The sequence below is a fragment of the Chryseobacterium sp. ZHDP1 genome (assembly GCF_018603435.1).
Classification (GTDB): Bacteria; Bacteroidota; Bacteroidia; order Flavobacteriales; family Weeksellaceae; genus Chryseobacterium; species Chryseobacterium indicum.
In genome coordinates this window covers 4,680,714-4,698,556 of sequence record NZ_CP075682.1, presented here as the reverse complement: position 1 = coordinate 4,698,556, position 17,843 = coordinate 4,680,714, and the positions used below count along the sequence as shown (strand labels likewise).

General features: G+C 35.9%; 15 protein-coding genes. 10 read left to right on the top strand and 5 right to left on the bottom strand.

Going from position 1 to position 17,843, the window contains the following annotated elements:
- Positions 1 to 37: 37 nt before the first annotated feature.
- Entirely contained in the window at positions 38 to 1,396 is a 1,359-nt protein-coding gene (locus KKI44_RS21780; RefSeq protein ID WP_214589114.1) for an AAA family ATPase, read from the bottom strand.
- Positions 1,397 to 1,513: 117 nt separating this feature from the next.
- Between KKI44_RS21780 and KKI44_RS21775 the strand changes: the two genes are divergently transcribed.
- The 4 genes from KKI44_RS21775 (at position 1,514) to KKI44_RS21760 (ending at position 4,623) form a co-directional block, all read left to right on the top strand.
- On the top strand, positions 1,514 to 2,416 hold the full coding sequence (locus KKI44_RS21775) for an ABC transporter ATP-binding protein (RefSeq protein ID WP_214589113.1): 903 nt from the start codon (positions 1,514 to 1,516) through the stop codon (positions 2,414 to 2,416).
- A gap of 2 nt (positions 2,417 to 2,418) precedes the next feature.
- Positions 2,419 to 3,264 (top strand): ABC transporter permease, encoded by an 846-nt coding sequence (locus KKI44_RS21770; RefSeq protein ID WP_214589112.1) that lies wholly within the window; start codon positions 2,419 to 2,421, stop codon positions 3,262 to 3,264.
- Between the two features lie 120 nt (positions 3,265 to 3,384).
- On the top strand, positions 3,385 to 3,963 hold the full coding sequence (locus KKI44_RS21765) for a hypothetical protein (protein ID WP_214589111.1): 579 nt from the start codon (positions 3,385 to 3,387) through the stop codon (positions 3,961 to 3,963).
- Between the two features lie 30 nt (positions 3,964 to 3,993).
- Positions 3,994 to 4,623: a hypothetical protein gene (locus KKI44_RS21760; RefSeq protein WP_214589110.1), complete on the top strand. Its 630-nt coding sequence runs from the start codon at positions 3,994 to 3,996 to the stop codon at positions 4,621 to 4,623.
- A 123-nt stretch (positions 4,624 to 4,746) separates the two neighbouring features.
- Here the strand turns inward: KKI44_RS21760 and msrB are convergent, their stop codons facing one another.
- The 4 genes from msrB to KKI44_RS21740 form a co-directional block, all read right to left on the bottom strand.
- Entirely contained in the window at positions 4,747 to 5,862 is a 1,116-nt protein-coding gene (gene msrB, locus KKI44_RS21755) for a peptide-methionine (R)-S-oxide reductase MsrB (protein WP_214589109.1), read from the bottom strand.
- A gap of 14 nt (positions 5,863 to 5,876) precedes the next feature.
- Positions 5,877 to 6,326 carry a DUF417 family protein gene (locus tag KKI44_RS21750; protein WP_214589108.1) on the bottom strand — a complete coding sequence of 150 codons (450 nt, stop codon included), beginning with the start codon at positions 6,324 to 6,326 and terminating at the stop codon, positions 5,877 to 5,879.
- Between the two features lie 79 nt (positions 6,327 to 6,405).
- A complete protein-coding gene (locus KKI44_RS21745) occupies positions 6,406 to 6,678 on the bottom strand; it encodes a hypothetical protein (protein ID WP_214589107.1) in 273 nt (90 codons plus the stop codon).
- A gap of 11 nt (positions 6,679 to 6,689) precedes the next feature.
- Positions 6,690 to 7,244 carry an RNA polymerase sigma factor gene (locus tag KKI44_RS21740; RefSeq protein WP_214589106.1) on the bottom strand — a complete coding sequence of 185 codons (555 nt, stop codon included), beginning with the start codon at positions 7,242 to 7,244 and terminating at the stop codon, positions 6,690 to 6,692.
- Positions 7,245 to 7,735: 491 nt separating this feature from the next.
- Between KKI44_RS21740 and alaS the strand changes: the two genes are divergently transcribed.
- The 6 genes from alaS (at position 7,736) to KKI44_RS21710 (ending at position 17,814) form a co-directional block, all read left to right on the top strand.
- A complete protein-coding gene (alaS, locus tag KKI44_RS21735; protein ID WP_214589105.1) occupies positions 7,736 to 10,339 on the top strand; it encodes an alanine--tRNA ligase in 2,604 nt (867 codons plus the stop codon).
- A gap of 277 nt (positions 10,340 to 10,616) precedes the next feature.
- Entirely contained in the window at positions 10,617 to 10,856 is a 240-nt protein-coding gene (locus tag KKI44_RS21730) for a hypothetical protein (protein ID WP_214589104.1), read from the top strand.
- Between the two features lie 180 nt (positions 10,857 to 11,036).
- Positions 11,037 to 13,493, top strand: a complete 2,457-nt coding sequence (locus tag KKI44_RS21725) for a DUF5686 family protein (RefSeq protein ID WP_214589103.1) — start codon at positions 11,037 to 11,039, stop codon at positions 13,491 to 13,493.
- A gap of 276 nt (positions 13,494 to 13,769) precedes the next feature.
- Positions 13,770 to 15,968, top strand: coding sequence for a hypothetical protein (locus KKI44_RS21720; protein WP_214589102.1), 2,199 nt, complete (start codon positions 13,770 to 13,772; stop codon positions 15,966 to 15,968).
- 29 nt (positions 15,969 to 15,997) lie between these two features.
- Positions 15,998 to 16,234 carry a hypothetical protein gene (locus KKI44_RS21715; RefSeq protein WP_076392418.1) on the top strand — a complete coding sequence of 79 codons (237 nt, stop codon included), beginning with the start codon at positions 15,998 to 16,000 and terminating at the stop codon, positions 16,232 to 16,234.
- A gap of 113 nt (positions 16,235 to 16,347) precedes the next feature.
- Entirely contained in the window at positions 16,348 to 17,814 is a 1,467-nt protein-coding gene (locus tag KKI44_RS21710; protein WP_214589101.1) for a M20/M25/M40 family metallo-hydrolase, read from the top strand.
- Positions 17,815 to 17,843 lie beyond the last annotated feature (29 nt).

Genomic DNA, 17,843 nt, shown 5'->3' with positions numbered 1-17,843 from the left:
GCAACGCAAAATTCACAAACAAAGAGAATTCACCTTTCTATCCCTGACTTCCCTCTTCTTCGCCGTTATGATGAAATCCGATGATTCTTCTTGGTTCTTCAACTGCTTTATAAGTATCCAGTTCTTTTTTAAGATTCTGAATTCTCTGCTGGAACTGATCGAAATTATTGATGATCGCATCTGCTAAAAATCTCGCAATCTGATCCAGATATTCTTCCGTCAGTTTCGCTGCCGCATCTCTTAAAGCCCCTTTCAAAAGTTTGTGATCGATCTTTAAATTTTCGTTCCGCGTTTTCTGATATTCGTTTTTAATTCTTTTTTTCAGACTTTGGGTAAAATCAATCAGCATCGTATTGCTGAATACTTTCATTTGTGAAGAAACCTCGTTCCAGAAAGGAATTTTATCAGCTTTGTTGTTTTTTAAAATCTTAAACAGCAAAGAATCCTTCTCCAGATTTTTCGTCATGGCATATAAAATGATTTCAGATCTTTCCGCAAGATTAGGCGGAAAAACAGGGATCATCACATCAAATCTTCCGGGAGCCAGAATTTCTTCATTGATGTCGGAAACTGAGTTTGCCGAACCTACCATCAGAAGATTTTCCTGCTCAAATTTCGAAATATAATGCAGAATAAGTTCCTGCGTTTCCAGATTACAGGAAGCGACATTATTTTCAGCTTTTCGGGACATCATAATGTCATCAAAATCATCCAGAAACATCAGTATTTTTTCTTCTTTCATTACCGTCGCAAGAAAATCACTGAAATTGGTCTGCGTTCCGTCTACAAAGGAAGTTCCGAGGTAATGTTTTTTAACTTCTTTAAATTGATAGCCGATAATTTCCGCAATTTTATTCGCCCAGAAAATCTTTCCGCTTCCGGGAGGTCCGTACAGAATAATTCCGGCAGGCTTGTTGATTCCCCAGTCTTTAATCTGCTGCGGATTTAAAAATGGTTCCAAAACTCCTGAAATATAGAAGAACAGATCTCTGTAGCCAATAAAATCTCTTTTTTGGAGGCTGGTTTTATGCCCGAAATAATCGTAGACAAACTGATAATTTCCGCCCAGTTTGTTATCGATTCCGTAGCTTGAAATGGAAGATTTGAAGAAACCGTTGTCAAAAATATTCGGATCGGCTTCTTTAATGGCTTTTTCTATTTTTTCTTTGGGCTGATTGATGGTTTCCGCAATCTGTTCCAGTGTTTTCGTTTTGTCCAGATCTTTTTCGTAAAGCTTTAAAAATTCGATGTTTTCGCGCGCAAACTTTTCAAAATACTCTTTTACTTCAAAATTTGTGCTTATGCATTCTGTAAGCTCAAGATCAAAATCCTGAATAAACTGTTTGATCGCTTCGGCTGAAACATTAAGTTCTTTTGCCAGTTCAATTAACTTCATAATTCCCTATTAGTTCTATCAAATTTAATGTTTTTAGAAATTAAATTTTACGGATTGATGATATAATTTGTAACAAAACATGAATTATATACACTACTACTATGTAAAACAAATTACATGGAAAAAATTTTATCAGTAAAGAATCTGACTAAAAAATTCAAGAAAATCGTGGTAAACAATATCTCCTTTGATGTGGAAAGAGGGAATGTTTACGGACTTTTAGGACCGAACGGAAGCGGAAAATCCACCACTTTCGGGATGCTGCTTTCTACGATTAACCCTACAAGCGGAGAATGGTACTGGTTTGGAAAGAAAGGAACTGATCCGGATACGCTGAAAAAAATCGGGGCGATTATAGAACAGCCTAATTTTTATCCTTATCTGAATGCGGAGACGAATCTTAAAATTGTTGCCGAAATTAAAGGAACGCCTTATTCCAGAATTGATGAAGTGCTGAAAACGGTTAATCTTCTGGAAAGAAAAAAGGATTCTTTCCGAACGTATTCTCTGGGAATGAAACAGCGTCTTGCGATTGCTTCGGCGATGCTGAACAATCCGGAGGTTCTTATTCTGGATGAGCCGACAAACGGTCTTGATCCTGAAGGAATTATCCAGATCAGAGATATCATTAATAATATTGCAAAACAGGGCATTACGATTATCATTGCGAGTCACCTTCTTGATGAAATTGAAAAGATATGCAGTCATGTAATTGTTTTGAAGGAGGGAAATTCCATCTATTGCGGAAGGGTGGACGAAATGACCGCCAATAATGGTTATTTTGAATTAAAAGCAGACAACAATACATTGCTTTTAAATGCACTGAATGAACTGCAATGGTTTACTGCGGTGAAGCAGGAAGGTGAAATTTTAAAAGCACAAATTCGTGATGATGCTTCTATTTCGGCTTCGGCGCTAAACCAGAAACTGGCTGAAAAAGGGATTTTCCTGTCTCATTTAACGAAGAAAAAACTGTCTCTTGAATCTCAATTCCTTGAACTTGTAAAAAACACAAAATAATCATGCTGAAATTACTAAAACTAGAATATTACAAAAACCTGAGCTACAGACCGTTTAAGGTTTTTACGATCTTATATTTTGCGATTCTTATTACTTTGCTTTTCGTCGGACTGGTAGATTTTGATGCTTTCGGAGGAAAGATTAATTTGAAAGAGCAGGGAATTTATAATTTTCCGGGAATCTGGAATTTTACAACATGGATTGTTGCTTTGCTGAAGATTTTCTTAGGATTAATCATTGTTTTTTCGATTTCGCAGGAATTCAGCAACCGGATGTTTAAGCAGAATATGATTGACGGTTTAAGCAGAAAGGAATTCATCAGCTCTAAATTGTTAACGATAAGCATTTTCACAATTATTTCTACGGTTATCGTTTTTGCAATTACCATGTTTTTAGGGTATCAATATTCTGATACAACAGAATCTGGGAAAGTTTTTGAAGAGGTTTTCTTTATTGGCAACTACTTTGTAAAGCTGTTTACGTTTTTCTGTTTTCTGATGTTTCTTTCGGTTTTATTGAGAAAATCGGTCTTTGTTTTTCTTGCATTCTTTGTTTTGTGGATTGCAGAAAGTATTTTATCTACCATAGAAGTTTTTACAAAAGTAAGAGGAACACAGGAAGCGGAACGATTAAAGATTATGAAAGACGATTTCTTCATCAGTCATCTTTTTCCGCTGGAAAGTATGTCAAGCCTTATTCCCAATCCGATGATGCGTTTAAAAGCGGCGCAAATCTTTGGCGGAAAATACGAATTCCACTACCCTACCGAAAGCTTGTTTGCGTGCCTGGTTTGGTGTGCGATTTTTATTTTCGGGTCGTACTGGATTCTCAGAAAGAAGGACTGGTAATTGATTTGAAACATTCAACACAATATATTCAGATTATTTTTTTAAGTGGTTCGTTTTTACGGATCACTTTTTTTGTTTTTTGGCTTAAAATTTTCATTCAGATGAAATTAAATTATAACCATGAGAAAGATCTATTATTTTCCGGGACTGATCAGTGCTTTGCTGATTCCTGTTTTGTTCTGGTATTATGGGAATGTGAAACTTGAAGAAGCTAATCTGCGTGTTATGGACATAGGACTTCCAGCGAAGCTTACAGGTAATAATTATCTATATAGCTTTGAGCCTTTGAGAAACTGGGACTATAAACAGATAAAAGTTAATCCTAATACAGCTAAAGAAAATTCTAACTTGTATGTTTCGGAAATGAAAGCTCTTCAGAAAAGAAATCAAAAAGAAACAGGAATTGAGTTCATTCTGGATAAGAATAATACTTACGGAGACTTTGCTTCTTTACTAAATGATATGGAAATTGCAAAACAGGACACTTATGCTTTTGATATAGAAAAAACAGGGCATGTATTTGCAGTTCATTATTATAAGGATCCAAACGCAAAAGAAGTTGAATGCCTTCTGTGTAATGATGCAATTTATACTTATGCAGAACCAACTTTTAAGGATAAATTTTTCAAACTTCCAAAAGAAGCTTTTTTCATTATTTTTGGATTTCTACTGTTTAAATATTTCCATGTTCAGCATTAAGGAAAATCTTCAAACTAAAAGAACATTTGCATGAGAAAGATCTATTATTTTCCGGGACTGATCAGTGCTTTGCTGATTCCTGTTTTATTCTGGTATTACGGTAGCCAAAGAACTCATGAACAATACACCGTGATGGATCTGGGACTTCCCGCTAAACTAAAAAAAGGAAAGGAAAATTCATTGAATACTTTTGAACCTTACAGAAAATGGAATTACAAAAAGATTGTTGTAAAGCCCAATACCGCACTTCAGAATCAGCCATATTATGTCTCCGAATTAAAAAAACTTCAGGCAAGAAATGAAAAAGAAACCGGAATTGAATTTGTAATTGGAGATAAAAATAATTATCAGGATTTTATCGCTTTAATTGATGCAATGAAGATGGCAAAACAGGAATCCTATGGGGTTGATGTTGAAAAAACCAATCATTTTTTTGCTGTTCATATGTACAAAGATCCGAAGGCTGTAGAAAGAGAAGCTATTTGTGGAGGAGTTGTAGGAGGCGAGCATCACGAAAAGAAAATCTCATTGAATTTTTTAAAGCCAGAAACATTTATTAATCATGTTCCTCAACAAACGTATTACATCATCTTTGGATTTCTACTGTTTTTAAATATTTCCATGTTTAGCATTAAAGAAAGACTTCAGCTAAAACTCTGATAGATTCTTCAATGCGCTCCACTCCGTTCCGCTCCTTTCTGAATGACGGGATACTCAATTTAAAGTATAAACATAAAAAGGCTGCCTTTCGACAGCCCCTTCAATCACCTCTTCACTTAACACTTACTTTTTATCTTTATCAAGTAGAGAAATATATTCTCCATAACCTTTTTCCTGCATTTCCGCTTTCGGAATAAACTTCAGGGAAGCTGAATTGATGCAGTAACGAAGTCCGCCTTTGTCTGCGGGACCGTCATTGAAAACGTGTCCCAAATGCGCATCTCCTGTTTTACTTCTCACCTCCACTCTTATCATTCCGTGAGAACGGTCTAACTTCTCTTCGATTAATTTTTTGGTAATCGGCTTAGAAAAACTTGGCCATCCGCAACCGGATTCGAATTTATCGGTGGAGATAAACAAAGGTTCTCCTGTGGTAATATCTACATAAATCCCCTCTCTGGTTTCATCCCAGTATTCGTTCTGGAAAGCTCTTTCTGTACCGTTTTCCTGAGTTACGTTATACTGTTCGGCAGTCAGTTTTTCTTTTAAAACCTTTTTATCCTGCTTCTGATATTTGGTTTCGTTACTTCCTTTTGTATCTTTTTTTGGCGGATTGGCGTTTCTTGCCATTTCAAACAATCCCGGTTCGATGTGGCAGTAACCTCCCGGATTTTTATCCAGATAATCCTGATGATAATCTTCCGCTTTATAGAAATTCTTTAAAGGAATGGTTTCCACCACGACTGGTTTGCTGTAATTTTTAGCCAGTTTTTCCACTTCAGCTTTTACGATCGCTTCCGTTTCTTTGTCTGTGGAATAAATTCCCGTTCTGTATTGGTTTCCTCTGTCATTTCCCTGTTTGTCGATGCTTGTAGGATCTATGGTTTTAAAATACAGATCAATTAATAGTTTTAAATCTACAACTTCAGGATCGTATTTCACTTTTACGGTTTCGGCAAAACCTGTAGTATGACTTACTACTTCTTCATATGTAGGATTCTTTTTATTTCCGTTGGCATAGCCAACTTCTGTTCCTACCACTCCGCGAATCTGCTGAAAAAAATGCTCGGTTCCCCAGAAACATCCTCCTGCAAAATAAATTTCTTTTACATTTTTGTTGTCCATAATGGTCTCATTTTCTTTTTTTGTGTCTGTGGATTTTTGTCTGGCATCTCCACAGCTTGTCGCAAAAACTGCTATTCCCAGTACCACACTGAGTAGAATTAGTATGTTTTTCATTTTTATCTTGTTATTCATTTTTTTATATTTAAAATCATTAATCCAAATCCTAAAAGCATCAGGTCTTTTATGATGAAAAAATCTGTTACCGGAACTCCGTCCACTATTTTCCAAACTCCCGGAGTTGTAAATAAATAGCTTAAAGTAGTAAGGAAGGTAACGATCATTCCGATGGCGGCGTACTTTCTGAGTGATGCAAATTTCACACTAAAAATTAAAAGTAATGCAATGATAATTTCTATCACTCCGATAGCATTAGACACTGCCTGAATGCTTACAATATTATATACGAAAAAAGTAAGGAAATGGTTTTCTACCAAAGGTTTTATCGCGTTCGCTTCTGTGGGTGTGAATTTGAAAATTCCGATCCAGAGCAGAATGATGGCAGCTCCGAAAAGTGAGAGGTAATACCCTGCTTTTCCGGCAAGGTTTTCGTTATCGATTTTAAGTGTAGTTCCGTTCATTTTTTAAGATTTTGAGTTAATACTTTATTATTTTCAAAAGTATAGTCGGAACGTTTTCAAAATCCTGACAAAAAATTTCTTAAATATCTAATTTTTTAATCACTTTTTCTTTAAAATCCTGAATTTCAGAATCATGAATTTTACTTTTTTCTTCATTAAAAAGTTTTCTTTTTAAAATTTCATCTAAAATTTCCAGCTTTTCTTTATAAGCTCTGCACCATTTACAGATTTTCAGATGCATGGAAAGTTTTCGATTCTCTTTTGAAGAAATAGTACCTGCGTTTCTTTTTTCCATGAGCATGGTTGCTTCACTGCATGGTAAAAATAAGATATGGATTAGTTTTTTTAACATTTTAAAAGCATTTATAATTGAGCAAACCAGTTAAATTCCAGACATTCTCTGAGCTGCATTCTGCCTCTCTGCAGAATCTTCCAAAGATTAGTCGTAGAAATATTCAGTTCCTGACTTACTTCGGGTGCTTTTTTTTCTTGAAGATAATACATTTTCATTGGAAGTTTCCACCGAACGGGCAATTCTTCCAGGCAATCCTCCAATGTTGTATTAAAATCTGTATCGTCTAAAAGTTCTGTTTCTTTATTTTCAGCATTCCAGTCATTCAGCACATCGTCATTTTTCCACGATCCGGTTTCATCAAAAAAATGATCCAAACTTATCTGTGGTTCCGATTTGTATTTTTTGCGGTAAAAATCGGCAACCTTTCTGTTTAGAATCGTCATTAACCACGTTAAAGGCTGACTTTTCCCTTCAAAAGATTCGTATAACGAAAAAGCAGAGATAAAAACCTCCTGAACAATATCTTCCGCCTCCACTCTATCCGACAGCAGATAAACAGCTCTTCTCAGCAACTGCCCGGAATACTGATCGATCCAGTTCTTAATGGTTTCATTTTTTGTCATTGATTTAAATTTATAAAAAAATCAGCACATTTTTACAGTTAAAAACGAATATAGAAAGTTAAATGGTAAACTGCAAAGTTTTCATCAAACTTATCTGAACGTTGTATTTGTCCTGCTGAAAGCATCTAAGCAATACTATCAAACATAGCTACAAATCCTGACACCAATAACCCGATTCTGATAAAATTATATCTCGTGTTGTGCAATTTACATGCTTTCATCATGACAAATGATGGTTTATTATGATAAATGGTGAAAATTATGACCGTAATTTAGCCCCGATTGCAATGAAAATCCCGCAGTGAAGCGGCGGAGCAAAGCGGAGCCGCGCAATGAGGAATTGCAATGGAAAGCGGGAAAAAGCTCCTGAAAATGTTTCAGATTATTATACAAATCTTAGCAAAAGTATCAAATATTTAAAACTAAATCACTCAAAAACATTAAATTTGCATCTTATCAAAATTGTAAAAAGCAAAGCAATATATAGTATTATGACATCACAAGAGATTCGTCAAAAATTTTTAGATTATTTTAAAAGTAAAGAACACCTTATCGTTCCTTCGGCTCCTATTGTTCTGAAAGACGATCCTACCCTTATGTTTTCCAATTCGGGAATGACGCAGTTTAAAGATTATTTTTTAGGTTATAAAGAGCCTAAAGCCCCAAGAATTGCCGATACCCAGAAATGTTTAAGAGTTTCCGGAAAGCACAATGATCTGGATGATGTAGGTAGAGATACCTATCACCACACCATGTTTGAAATGTTGGGAAACTGGTCTTTTGGTGATTATTTTAAAAAAGATGCTATTGCTTTTGCCTGGGAATTGCTGACGGAAGTGTACGGAATTCCTAAAGAAAATCTTTACGTAACCATTTTCGAAGGAGATGCTTCCGAAAATTTGGATAGAGATCAGGATGCTTATAATTTCTGGAAATCCCATATTTCTGAAGACAGAATCATCAACGGAAACAAGAAGGACAATTTCTGGGAAATGGGAGCAAGCGGACCTTGCGGACCGTGTTCTGAAATTCATGTTGACCTGAGAACTCCGGAAGAAAAAGCTAAAGTTTCCGGTCTTGAATTGGTAAACAATGACCATCCTCAAGTGGTGGAAGTCTGGAATCTCGTTTTTATGGAATTCAACAGAAAAGCTGATGGTTCTCTGGAAAAACTTCCTGCACAACATGTTGATACCGGAATGGGCTTCGAACGTCTTTGTATGGCGCTTCAGGGAAAATCCTCCAATTATGACACCGATGTTTTTACCCCTTTGATTGCTAAAGTGGAAGAACTTTCAGGAAAAAAATATACCGGAATTTTAAAAGACGAAAAAGATATTGCGATTCGTGTTGTGGTAGACCACATCAGAGCGGTTTCTTTTGCCATTGCAGACGGACAATTGCCTTCAAGCGGAGGTGCAGGTTACGTTATCCGAAGAATTTTAAGAAGAGGAGTTTCCTACTCTTACAGATTCTTAGACATGAAAGAACCTTTTCTTTATAAATTGCTTGCCGTTCTTCAGGAACAAATGGGTAAATTCTTCCCTGAACTTGAAAAACAGGGAGCTTTGGTTACAGAAGTGATCAAAAGCGAAGAAGAATCTTTCTTAAGAACCATTGAAAACGGACTGATAAGAGTTGAAAAATTAATTCAGCAGACCATTGAAAGTAATTTGAAGGTACTTCCAAGCAATGAAGTTTTCGAATTGTATGACACTTACGGTTTTCCGGATGATTTAACGAGAATTATTGCTGAAGAAAAAGGCTTAACGATTGATGAAGCAGGTTTTGAAGCGAGAAAAAAAGAGCAACAGGATCGTTCAAGAGGCGGTGCTGAACAGAAAGTTCACGACTGGGTAATTCTTGAGGAAAAAGCAGAAAATTTTGTAGGCTACGACCAATTAGAATCTGAAACCTACATTACAAGATACCGAAAAATAGAAAATAAAGACGGAGAATTTTATCAAGTGGTTCTAAGTGAAACGCCTTTCTATCCGGATGGCGGCGGACAGGTTGGAGATAAAGGTCTTCTTGAAAACGCCACGGAAAGTTTTGAGGTTCTGGAAACCAAAAAAGAAAACGGGCTGATTATTTCGTTAATTAACGGTCTTCCGAAAGATGCAGGAGCAGTTTTCTATGCTAAAGTAAATGTCGCGGAAAGAAAAAATTCTCAGGCAAACCATTCGGTAACGCACTTACTGCATGAAGCGCTAAGAGAAGTTCTTGGAACGCACGTTGAACAGAAAGGTTCTTACGTAGGTCCCGATTATCTGCGTTTCGACTTCTCCCACTTCAACAAAATGACGGAAGAAGAACTGGCTTTGGTAGAAAATAAAGTGAATGCAAAAATCAAAGAAAGTATTGCATTACAGGAATTCAGAAGCATCCCGATTCAGGAGGCTTTAGACAAAGGTGCAATGGCTTTGTTTGGAGAAAAATACGGAGATAATGTAAGAATGATCCAGTTTGGAAGCTCGAAAGAACTTTGTGGTGGAACTCATGTAAAAAACACCAGCGAAATCGGTCATTTTAAAATTCTTTCCGAAAGTTCTGCAGCAGCAGGAATCAGAAGAATTGAAGCGATCTCCGGAGACGAATCTGAAAAATATTTCAAAAACCTTGAAAAGCAGGTAGCTGAACTTTCTCAGTTGTTAAAATCCAAAGACATCATCCGTTCGATTGAAAAGCTGATGGAAGAAAATGCTTCTTTAAAATCTGAAGTGGAAGCTTTCAAGAAAGAAAAAGCAAAAGGAGAAATCGGCGACTGGAAAAATGCTTACGAACAAAAAGGCGATAAGCAGCTTTTGGTAAAGAAAACGTCTCTTGATGCAGGTTCTGTAAAAGATATCGTATTCCAGTTGAAGAGAGAAATCCCGACTTCAGTAACGATCATCCTTTCTGATGCAGACGGAAAACCAATGATTACCGTGGGTGTTTCAGATGATCTGGCTGCAAATTATCAGGCAGGAGCAATCGTAAAAGATTTAGCGAAAGAAATCCAAGGCGGCGGCGGAGGAAATCCGGGCTTTGCAACGGCAGGAGGAAAAAATCTTGATGGTCTTGAAAATGCATATCAAAAGGCTTTAGCGCTTTAATTAAAATATGGTTTTGAATTCGGCGGCGAAGCCGCCGAATTCCCAAAAATATCCTGAAAATTTTTCAGGATATTTTTTTTATTCCACTTTGGAACGATTCATGATAAGACAATAAAAGACAGATCTGATTTTATCTGAAATATAATTCTGAATGAGATATAAAATTAAAATACAATGCATTGTCATTACATTCAGAAAAAAATCACACAGAAAACCGATTATTATTAAAAATAACACACTTACACATATTAATATAAACTACAAAAAAATTTACATTATGAAACGAACACATTTTATTTCAAAAATTCAGATTGCTGTACTTACATTAATGACCAGTTTTTCTGCACTTTGGGCAAATGCACAGGAAAAAGCATCCGATCTGAAAGTTGATGTTAACGTAAACAAAGGAGACAGCTCGGCTGACTGGATGTCTAACCCGATTGTTTGGGTTGCAGGAGCACTTATACTAATTCTTATCGTTGCCTTGGCAGCACGAGGAGGCGGAAGTAAAGCTTAATAACGTGATTTCTATTTATCATTATTGAAACAAGATAATATAAGAGGCTGTCCTAATTTTGGGGCAGCCTTAATTTTGCTGATTTAGAAATGTGTTTTTATTTTAACAAAAGATTATATTTTTTCGTACCGTTTTGTAACCTTCTTATTTTTAGTTTTGTCTTATCTATAAAAAAGACTAATGACAAAATATCTATCTTCCCTGTTTTTGTTTATTTCGGTAGTGTTTTTCGCCCAGAATCAGCTGAAAGTTATCAGTAAAACGGACAAAAAACCTGTTCATAACGCATCGGTTTACTGTGATGACGCACTTCTTGGGAAAACCGATTTTAACGGCAATTTATCTTTTAAAACAAAATGTAAAAAGGTAGAAATTCTTGCCAGCAATTTTCAGGATGTAATGGCGGATGTAAAACCTTCTATGGAAGTTTCTATGCAGCCTTTATCTGAAAAAATGGGAAATATCGATAAAATCGTTATTCAGGATAAAAGTGATCCGAGAGCGTTGAGAATTTTAGATGAAGTGAATAAAAGAGCCAAGGAAAATTCACCCAAATCATTGGACTCCTACAATTTCAAATCGTATTCCAAGTTTTCTATTGATGTAGATAAAGATTCTGTAGATACGTATAAAAACTTTTTGGCAGTACGAAAAGATTCGCTTTCAAAGGTTAATAAAAAAGACCTTAAACAGACAGAAAAAGAGAAAAAAGACTCTTTGATCGGAGAAGATCTTATTCAGGCAACCACCGAAAGCCAGCTGTTTCTTTGGGAAAAAGCAACAGAATACAAATATTCTAAAAGTTTCGGAGAAAAAACCAATATCATTGATAACAGAATGTCGGGATTCAAAAATCCGATTTACGAAGCTTTAGCCATTAATATTTCTAATCTTGACAGAACGCCAAGACAACTTAGACCCGAAAACAGAAAATTATTCAATTTTTATCTTTCCGATACTTTACAGCTTGACGGAAGAAAAACTTTTGTGATTAAATTCAAGGAAATCACCGATAAAAAGAAGCAGAATCCGAGAAAATTCAACGGGAAAATATACATCGATTCCGAAACTTATGCTTTGAAAAAATTTGAAAGCCAGAGTAAAAAGCAGAATGAAGGAGATATTGTTTCGGTTTGGAAGCCTATCGACGGAAAGTGGTTTTTAGACTATGAAAACATCAAAGTAAAAATGGGAAGCCAGAGTTTTGAGACTTCGAAAAAAGACAGTCTGAAACCCGGTGAAAAATCAAAGTACAACAAAAAGAATTTCGGAAATTACCTGTATGTGAAAAACCGTTTCTTCGGTTTTGAAATTAATAAAGAACAAAAAGCATCCGACTTCAAAGGGTATTCTCTTGAAATGAAAAACTCGGACGGAAGTCTTCTTTCCCAGTACAGAACCGATAGTCTTACGGCGAGAGAAAGTGCTACTTATACAAAAATCGACAGTTTTGTGGAAAAACATGATTTTGAAAAAAAACTGAATACATTAACGCAGCTTTTAAGAGGAAATCTGCGGTATAAATTCATCGATTTTGATCTTACGAAGTTCTTCAGCTATGATAAATACCAAGGTCTTCGTCTGGGAGCAGGAATCAAGCTGAATGAAAAATTCAACAAAACATTTTCTCCGGACGGCTATTTCGGGTACGGATTTAAAGATCATACGTGGAAATATGGTTTGGGTCTTGATGTGAAATTATCAGATAAAAGAACTTCCATTTTCAGGATCGATTATGTGGATGATGTGTTCGCAGCAGGAAGATTCAGCAATCATATGTGGGACATGATGATGAAATTTTCAGACATCAATCTGGATCTTCACAACTCAACTTTCTACAAAAACCAAAAATGGGGAGCTTCTTTCCTTTATGATATTTCGAATTCTTTAAGTGTGAAAATTGCAGTGAATAAAGAGAAGCAACAAGCTCTTTTTGATTATCAGTACAAAAATATGGGCAACAGTTTCAACAATACAAGCGCTACTTTATCCTTAAAATTCTCACCAAATGATAAAAACATCATGACACCAAGCGGAAAATTCACTTATGAAAAAGGATATCCCCAAATCTTCATGAATTATGAAAAAGGATTCGAAACTTTAGGAGGAGATCTGGATTATCACAGAGTGGATGCATTAATTATTCATCAGTTCAGATCAAAATTAGGATACACGAACGTTAAACTTTTCGGAGGATTTTCCTCAGGCAATGCACCGATCTGGAAAAACTTTGAAATCGCCGGACAAACTGATGCAGACAGAGACAACTGGACTTCAAGCATTACCACACCTTCCAATCTGGGATTTGCAACCATGCCTTCGGGAACATTTTTCACCGATAAATTTGCAGCCTTCAAAATATCACAGTCTCTTCCTTTCAGGTTTAAAACTTTCGGATCAAGATATTCCAGTATCGAACTCGAATATCAGGCGGCGATCGGAAACATGAAAAACAGACAAGATCATCAGTTTCAGTTTCAGGTGCTGGATCATTATTATCAGGAAGCCGGAGTTATCTGGAACCGTTTCTTGGGAAGAAATTTTGGGGTAGGATTTTCTTACCGTTTAGGATATTATCAGACGTCAGAATTTAAAGATAATTTTGCTGTTAAGTTCAGATTTAATCTGTTAAACTAAGCGCTAATTCAGAAATCATAACAAGAAAAATAAGAACAGAAGCTTTCGGGTTTCTGTTTTTTTATTATCTTTCCGGAAAAATAATCATGAAACATATGCTTATTGAGTGTTTCTCTACAATATTACTTTCTAGTATAAAAAAATTCAAGCCTTTGAGTCAAGATGGAGAGTTTGAGCATTTTTTCTAAAAGATATTTCCAATCAATAACCACATTAATATCAATTAACAAAACTTTTGCGGGACAATAAATATTAGTAATTTTGGCAAGGTTTTCTATGAAAAGGATTTTACTGTTTCTATGTTTTTCAATCTGTATTTTTGGTTTTTCACAATCGAAAGTTACTTCTATTGAAACTGTTATCATAGAAGATAAGAGTGATCCCAAAGCATTGGAAATCCTCAATAAAGTGAACCAGCACTTTCATGAAAACTCTCCGAAAACACTGGATTCCTATTATTATAAATCTTACGAAAAAATTTCTCTGGACATCGACGAAGATAGCATTGCACAGTACAATAAGTTCTTCGAAGAAACCGGAATGTTCAAAAAAAGGAGAGAAAAAGATTCATTAAACAACATTACCGCACGAAAAATATTCTCGAAAAGCAAACTGTTTCTCTGGGAAAGAGCTCAGGAATTTCTGTATTCTAAAAAATACGGCGAGAAGATCAATATTCTGGATAACAGAATTTCCGGTCTTAAACAGCCCATCTATGAAATGATTTCGCTTCAGCAGAGCAACAGAGATAAAGTTCCGGATCAGGTGAAAAAGGAAAACCGTGGACTTTACAGGTTCTTTCTCACAGATACGATTGAAATCGACGGAAGAAAAAATTTCGTTATCCGTTTCAGGGAAGTGAATTACAAAAAGCCCGATAAAAAAAGGAAATACAACGGAGCCATTTATGTGGATACCGAAACCTTGGGCGTAAAAAAAATTGAAAATTTCAGCAAAAATAAAAACGACGGCATTATTACCAGTTCGTGGATTTTCTTCAACAACAAATGGTTTCTGGCATACGAAACCGTAAAGCTGAAGATGAGCAATATGCAGATGGAAAACGAAAATTCCGAGCAAAAAATTGACAGAAAAAGCAAAAAGACCTTCGGAACTTATGCGTTTCTCACGTCGAGATATTTCGATTATCGTTCCCCTGCGGAAAATAATCAGAATGATTTTAAAGGCTACACTTTTTCAGTAAAAAATATTGATGGAAAAACCTTAGACCAATACAGAACCGATCCTCTCACCGAAAGGGAAAGAAATACGTATAAAACCATTGACAGTCTTGGGAAAATTTACAACATCGATCAAAAGGCAAGGGTTTTGGGCGGTCTTTTTCTTAACGGACAGATTAAAGTCGGTGTCGTTGATTTTGCTGTGGATGAGATCGTGAATTATAATCTTTATGAAGGCTTCAGAGTTGGGTTAAAAGCAAAACTTAATGAAAATTTCAATCCGTATTTTTCTCCGGATTACATTTTTGCCTACGGTTTTAAAGATGATAAATGGAAATACAGAATCGGGCTCGACATCAAAACAACCCTGGAAAAGGATTCTTATTTCCGGTTGGATTATTACGATGATGTGACGGCTTCCGGCGAGTTCTACAGAAGACTCTGGAGCTTTAAAATGAGGACGGCAAACTATGGAAATAACCTCAATAACGACCGTTATTACCGTTATAAAGGAGCATCTGCTTCTTATCTGAATGATGTTACCAACGGATTAACCCTGGTTTTTGCTGCACGCAGAAATCTGGAAGAAGCAATGTTTGATTATTCTTTCCGCGGAAGAGGTCCGTCTTTTGATAATTTTAATACCTTATTTACGCTAAAATACTCGCCCAATTCCACAAATATTATGACACCGCAGGGAAAATCGCTGATTGATCAGAAATATCCCGAAGTGTACTTTAATTATGAACAGAGCTATAAAGTTTTTGGCGGAGATTTCGATTATACCCGGTTTGATGCGCTTTTGGTTCATAATTTCAAAACGATGTTTGGAACCACCGGTTTCAGACTTTATGGCGGAATGGTTTTCGGAGAGGCTCCAATCTGGAAAAATTTTACAATGAACGGTCTTGCTTCTTCAAGGAAAGATTTCAATTTTAACCTAACTTCCTTCTTAGGATTTGCTACTCTGGAAGGCGGTAAATATTACAATGACCATTTTATTGCCTATTATTTTACACACAAAATTCCTTGGTATTTTAAAAGTTTCGGGCAGAATATTTCAAGTTTCGACTTCGTTTTAAGAGGAACAACGGGAAATATGAGGCATCCTGATTACCATCAGTTCAGATTCCGTCCTTTGAATCATTTATATCAGGAAGTCGGTCTGGAATGGAATAATTTTCTTTCAACCTACTTTAATCTGGGATTATTTTACAGAGTAGGATATTACACCACTCCTAATTTTAAACAAAACTTTGCGATTCAGTTTAAATTAAAGATTCTGGATTTTTAAAAAATGAAACAGCTAAAAATAAAAGATAAATGCAGAAAATCGAAATAAAAGCAGATCAGTTTTTTGAATTACTGAAATTAAAAGATACTTCAATGTGGGAAATTTTTACCCAAATGATTGACGGAAACGAAAAGGAAATTATTTTTCTGGATAACGAAGATAAAATCCTTTTCAATTATATCCTTCCTTCCACACCGGAGAAAATGGAGGAAGACCGAAAAGAATTTTCAAAACAGTTTGCAGATAAGCTTGCGAATCTGAATTAAACTTTTAGAAACGTATTTCTTCTTATTTAAAGTTTAACCTCAACTTAAACTTCATTTTTTGTTTATTTTGTGTTAAATTTTAAAAGTTCAATCAAATCATTAAAAAATTCAAGATGAAAAATTACCTATTATCTGCAATCAGTGTGTTTGTTTTTGGGACTTTTACTGCTCAATCCTATCAAAAACCTCTGGTTTCTGCTATCAAAGAAGGCGATCTTCGCAAGGATATGTATGATCTTGCAGCCGATCAGTTTCTGGGGCGTGAAGCAGGAACTTTAGATGAGCTTAAAGTATCTATGTGGTTAGCCGACAGAGCTAAAGAAGCCGGAATGAAACCGGCCGGAGATAACGGAACTTTCTTTCAGTTTTTCGATATGTACAGACATCAGGTAATTCCGCAGAGCAGTCTGAAAATTGGTAACAATTCTTTAAAATTATGGAAAGATTTTCTTGTTGCGGAACCCGTAAATGCAGACATTGATTCTGAAATTGTTTACGCCGGAAATGCCGAACCTGAAGATTTATCGAAATTAAATATTAAAGGGAAAATTCTCGCCGTAAATGCATCCGACAAGAATATTGAAAAGGAAATGACACTTTTCGTAAGAAGATATCCCGGTTTTGTAAGAACAAAATACTATAACAAAGCATTTGAACTGGGAGCAAAAGGAATCATCTTCATTACAGACGAAACATCAGACAAAAGCTGGGTTGAAGTTTTACCGCAAATGACCAGAGGTTCTTACGGAGTTGAAGGTTTAAGAGAAAGTGTAACGAATAATATTCCGGTTTTATGGATTAAAAGAGAAAATTCTGACTGGGTAAAAAACAATCCTAAAATTTCGCTGCACCTCATCACAGAAACTTATAAATATCCTTCCGTAAACATCATCGGAAAAATAGACGGTACAGATCCGAAACTTAAAAGCGAGTATGTATTAATCAGCGGACATCAGGATCACGACGGAATAAGACATCCTGTAAAAAACGATACGATCTACAACGGCGCAGATGATAATGCAAGTACCTGTGTTGCAATGTTGGCAATGGCAAGAGCCTATAAAAAACAACCTTCAAAACGCAGTATTCTTTTTGTTTTTCATGGTGCTGAAGAAAGAGGTTTACTGGGTTCGAGATGGCATGCAGCGCATCCTGTTGTGCCAAAAGAAAATATTGTTGCCGTTCTTAATGGGGATATGATCGGGAGAAATGACAATAACGAAGCTGCCCTTCTGGGAGGAAATGCACCTCACAAAAATTCTGAAGAATTGGTAAAAATGGCTGAAGATGCCAATAATGAGAGTACGAAATTCAGGTATCTGAAAGATTGGGATTCGCCGAAGCATGCAGAATATTTTTATTTCAGAAGCGATCATTTACCCTACGCAAAGGCAGGAATTCCTGCAATATTTTTCACGAGTGTTCTGCACGATCAGTATCACACTCCGCAAGACGAATCGGAAAACATTAATTACAAAAAGCTGTATAAAATGACGGAATGGATGTACCGAACTTCATGGAAAGCAGCCAATGAAACCGAACGTCCGAAAGTGATTTCTAATTTTACACTGGAAAGATAAATTAAGAACTATAAAAAAGCTGTCTCAAA

What these genes read in the sequence shown, in the direction of transcription:
- KKI44_RS21725 (WP_214589103.1), top strand. Translation starts at nt 11,037, where the DNA reads ATGACAAAATATCTATCTTCCCTGTTTTTGTTTATTTCGGTAGTGTTT.
- KKI44_RS21730 (WP_214589104.1), top strand. Translation starts at nt 10,617, where the DNA reads ATGAAACGAACACATTTTATTTCAAAAATTCAGATTGCTGTACTTACA.
- KKI44_RS21770 (WP_214589112.1), top strand. Translation starts at nt 2,419, where the DNA reads ATGCTGAAATTACTAAAACTAGAATATTACAAAAACCTGAGCTACAGA.
- KKI44_RS21715 (WP_076392418.1), top strand. Translation starts at nt 15,998, where the DNA reads ATGCAGAAAATCGAAATAAAAGCAGATCAGTTTTTTGAATTACTGAAA.
- KKI44_RS21760 (WP_214589110.1), top strand. Translation starts at nt 3,994, where the DNA reads ATGAGAAAGATCTATTATTTTCCGGGACTGATCAGTGCTTTGCTGATT.
- KKI44_RS21750 (WP_214589108.1), bottom strand. Translation starts at nt 6,326, where the DNA reads ATGAACGGAACTACACTTAAAATCGATAACGAAAACCTTGCCGGAAAA.
- KKI44_RS21765 (WP_214589111.1), top strand. Translation starts at nt 3,385, where the DNA reads ATGAGAAAGATCTATTATTTTCCGGGACTGATCAGTGCTTTGCTGATT.
- KKI44_RS21740 (WP_214589106.1), bottom strand. Translation starts at nt 7,244, where the DNA reads ATGACAAAAAATGAAACCATTAAGAACTGGATCGATCAGTATTCCGGG.
- KKI44_RS21775 (WP_214589113.1), top strand. Translation starts at nt 1,514, where the DNA reads ATGGAAAAAATTTTATCAGTAAAGAATCTGACTAAAAAATTCAAGAAA.
- KKI44_RS21720 (WP_214589102.1), top strand. Translation starts at nt 13,770, where the DNA reads ATGAAAAGGATTTTACTGTTTCTATGTTTTTCAATCTGTATTTTTGGT.
- KKI44_RS21710 (WP_214589101.1), top strand. Translation starts at nt 16,348, where the DNA reads ATGAAAAATTACCTATTATCTGCAATCAGTGTGTTTGTTTTTGGGACT.
- KKI44_RS21745 (WP_214589107.1), bottom strand. Translation starts at nt 6,678, where the DNA reads ATGTTAAAAAAACTAATCCATATCTTATTTTTACCATGCAGTGAAGCA.
- alaS (WP_214589105.1), top strand. Translation starts at nt 7,736, where the DNA reads ATGACATCACAAGAGATTCGTCAAAAATTTTTAGATTATTTTAAAAGT.
- KKI44_RS21780 (WP_214589114.1), bottom strand. Translation starts at nt 1,396, where the DNA reads ATGAAGTTAATTGAACTGGCAAAAGAACTTAATGTTTCAGCCGAAGCG.
- msrB (WP_214589109.1), bottom strand. Translation starts at nt 5,862, where the DNA reads ATGAAAAACATACTAATTCTACTCAGTGTGGTACTGGGAATAGCAGTT.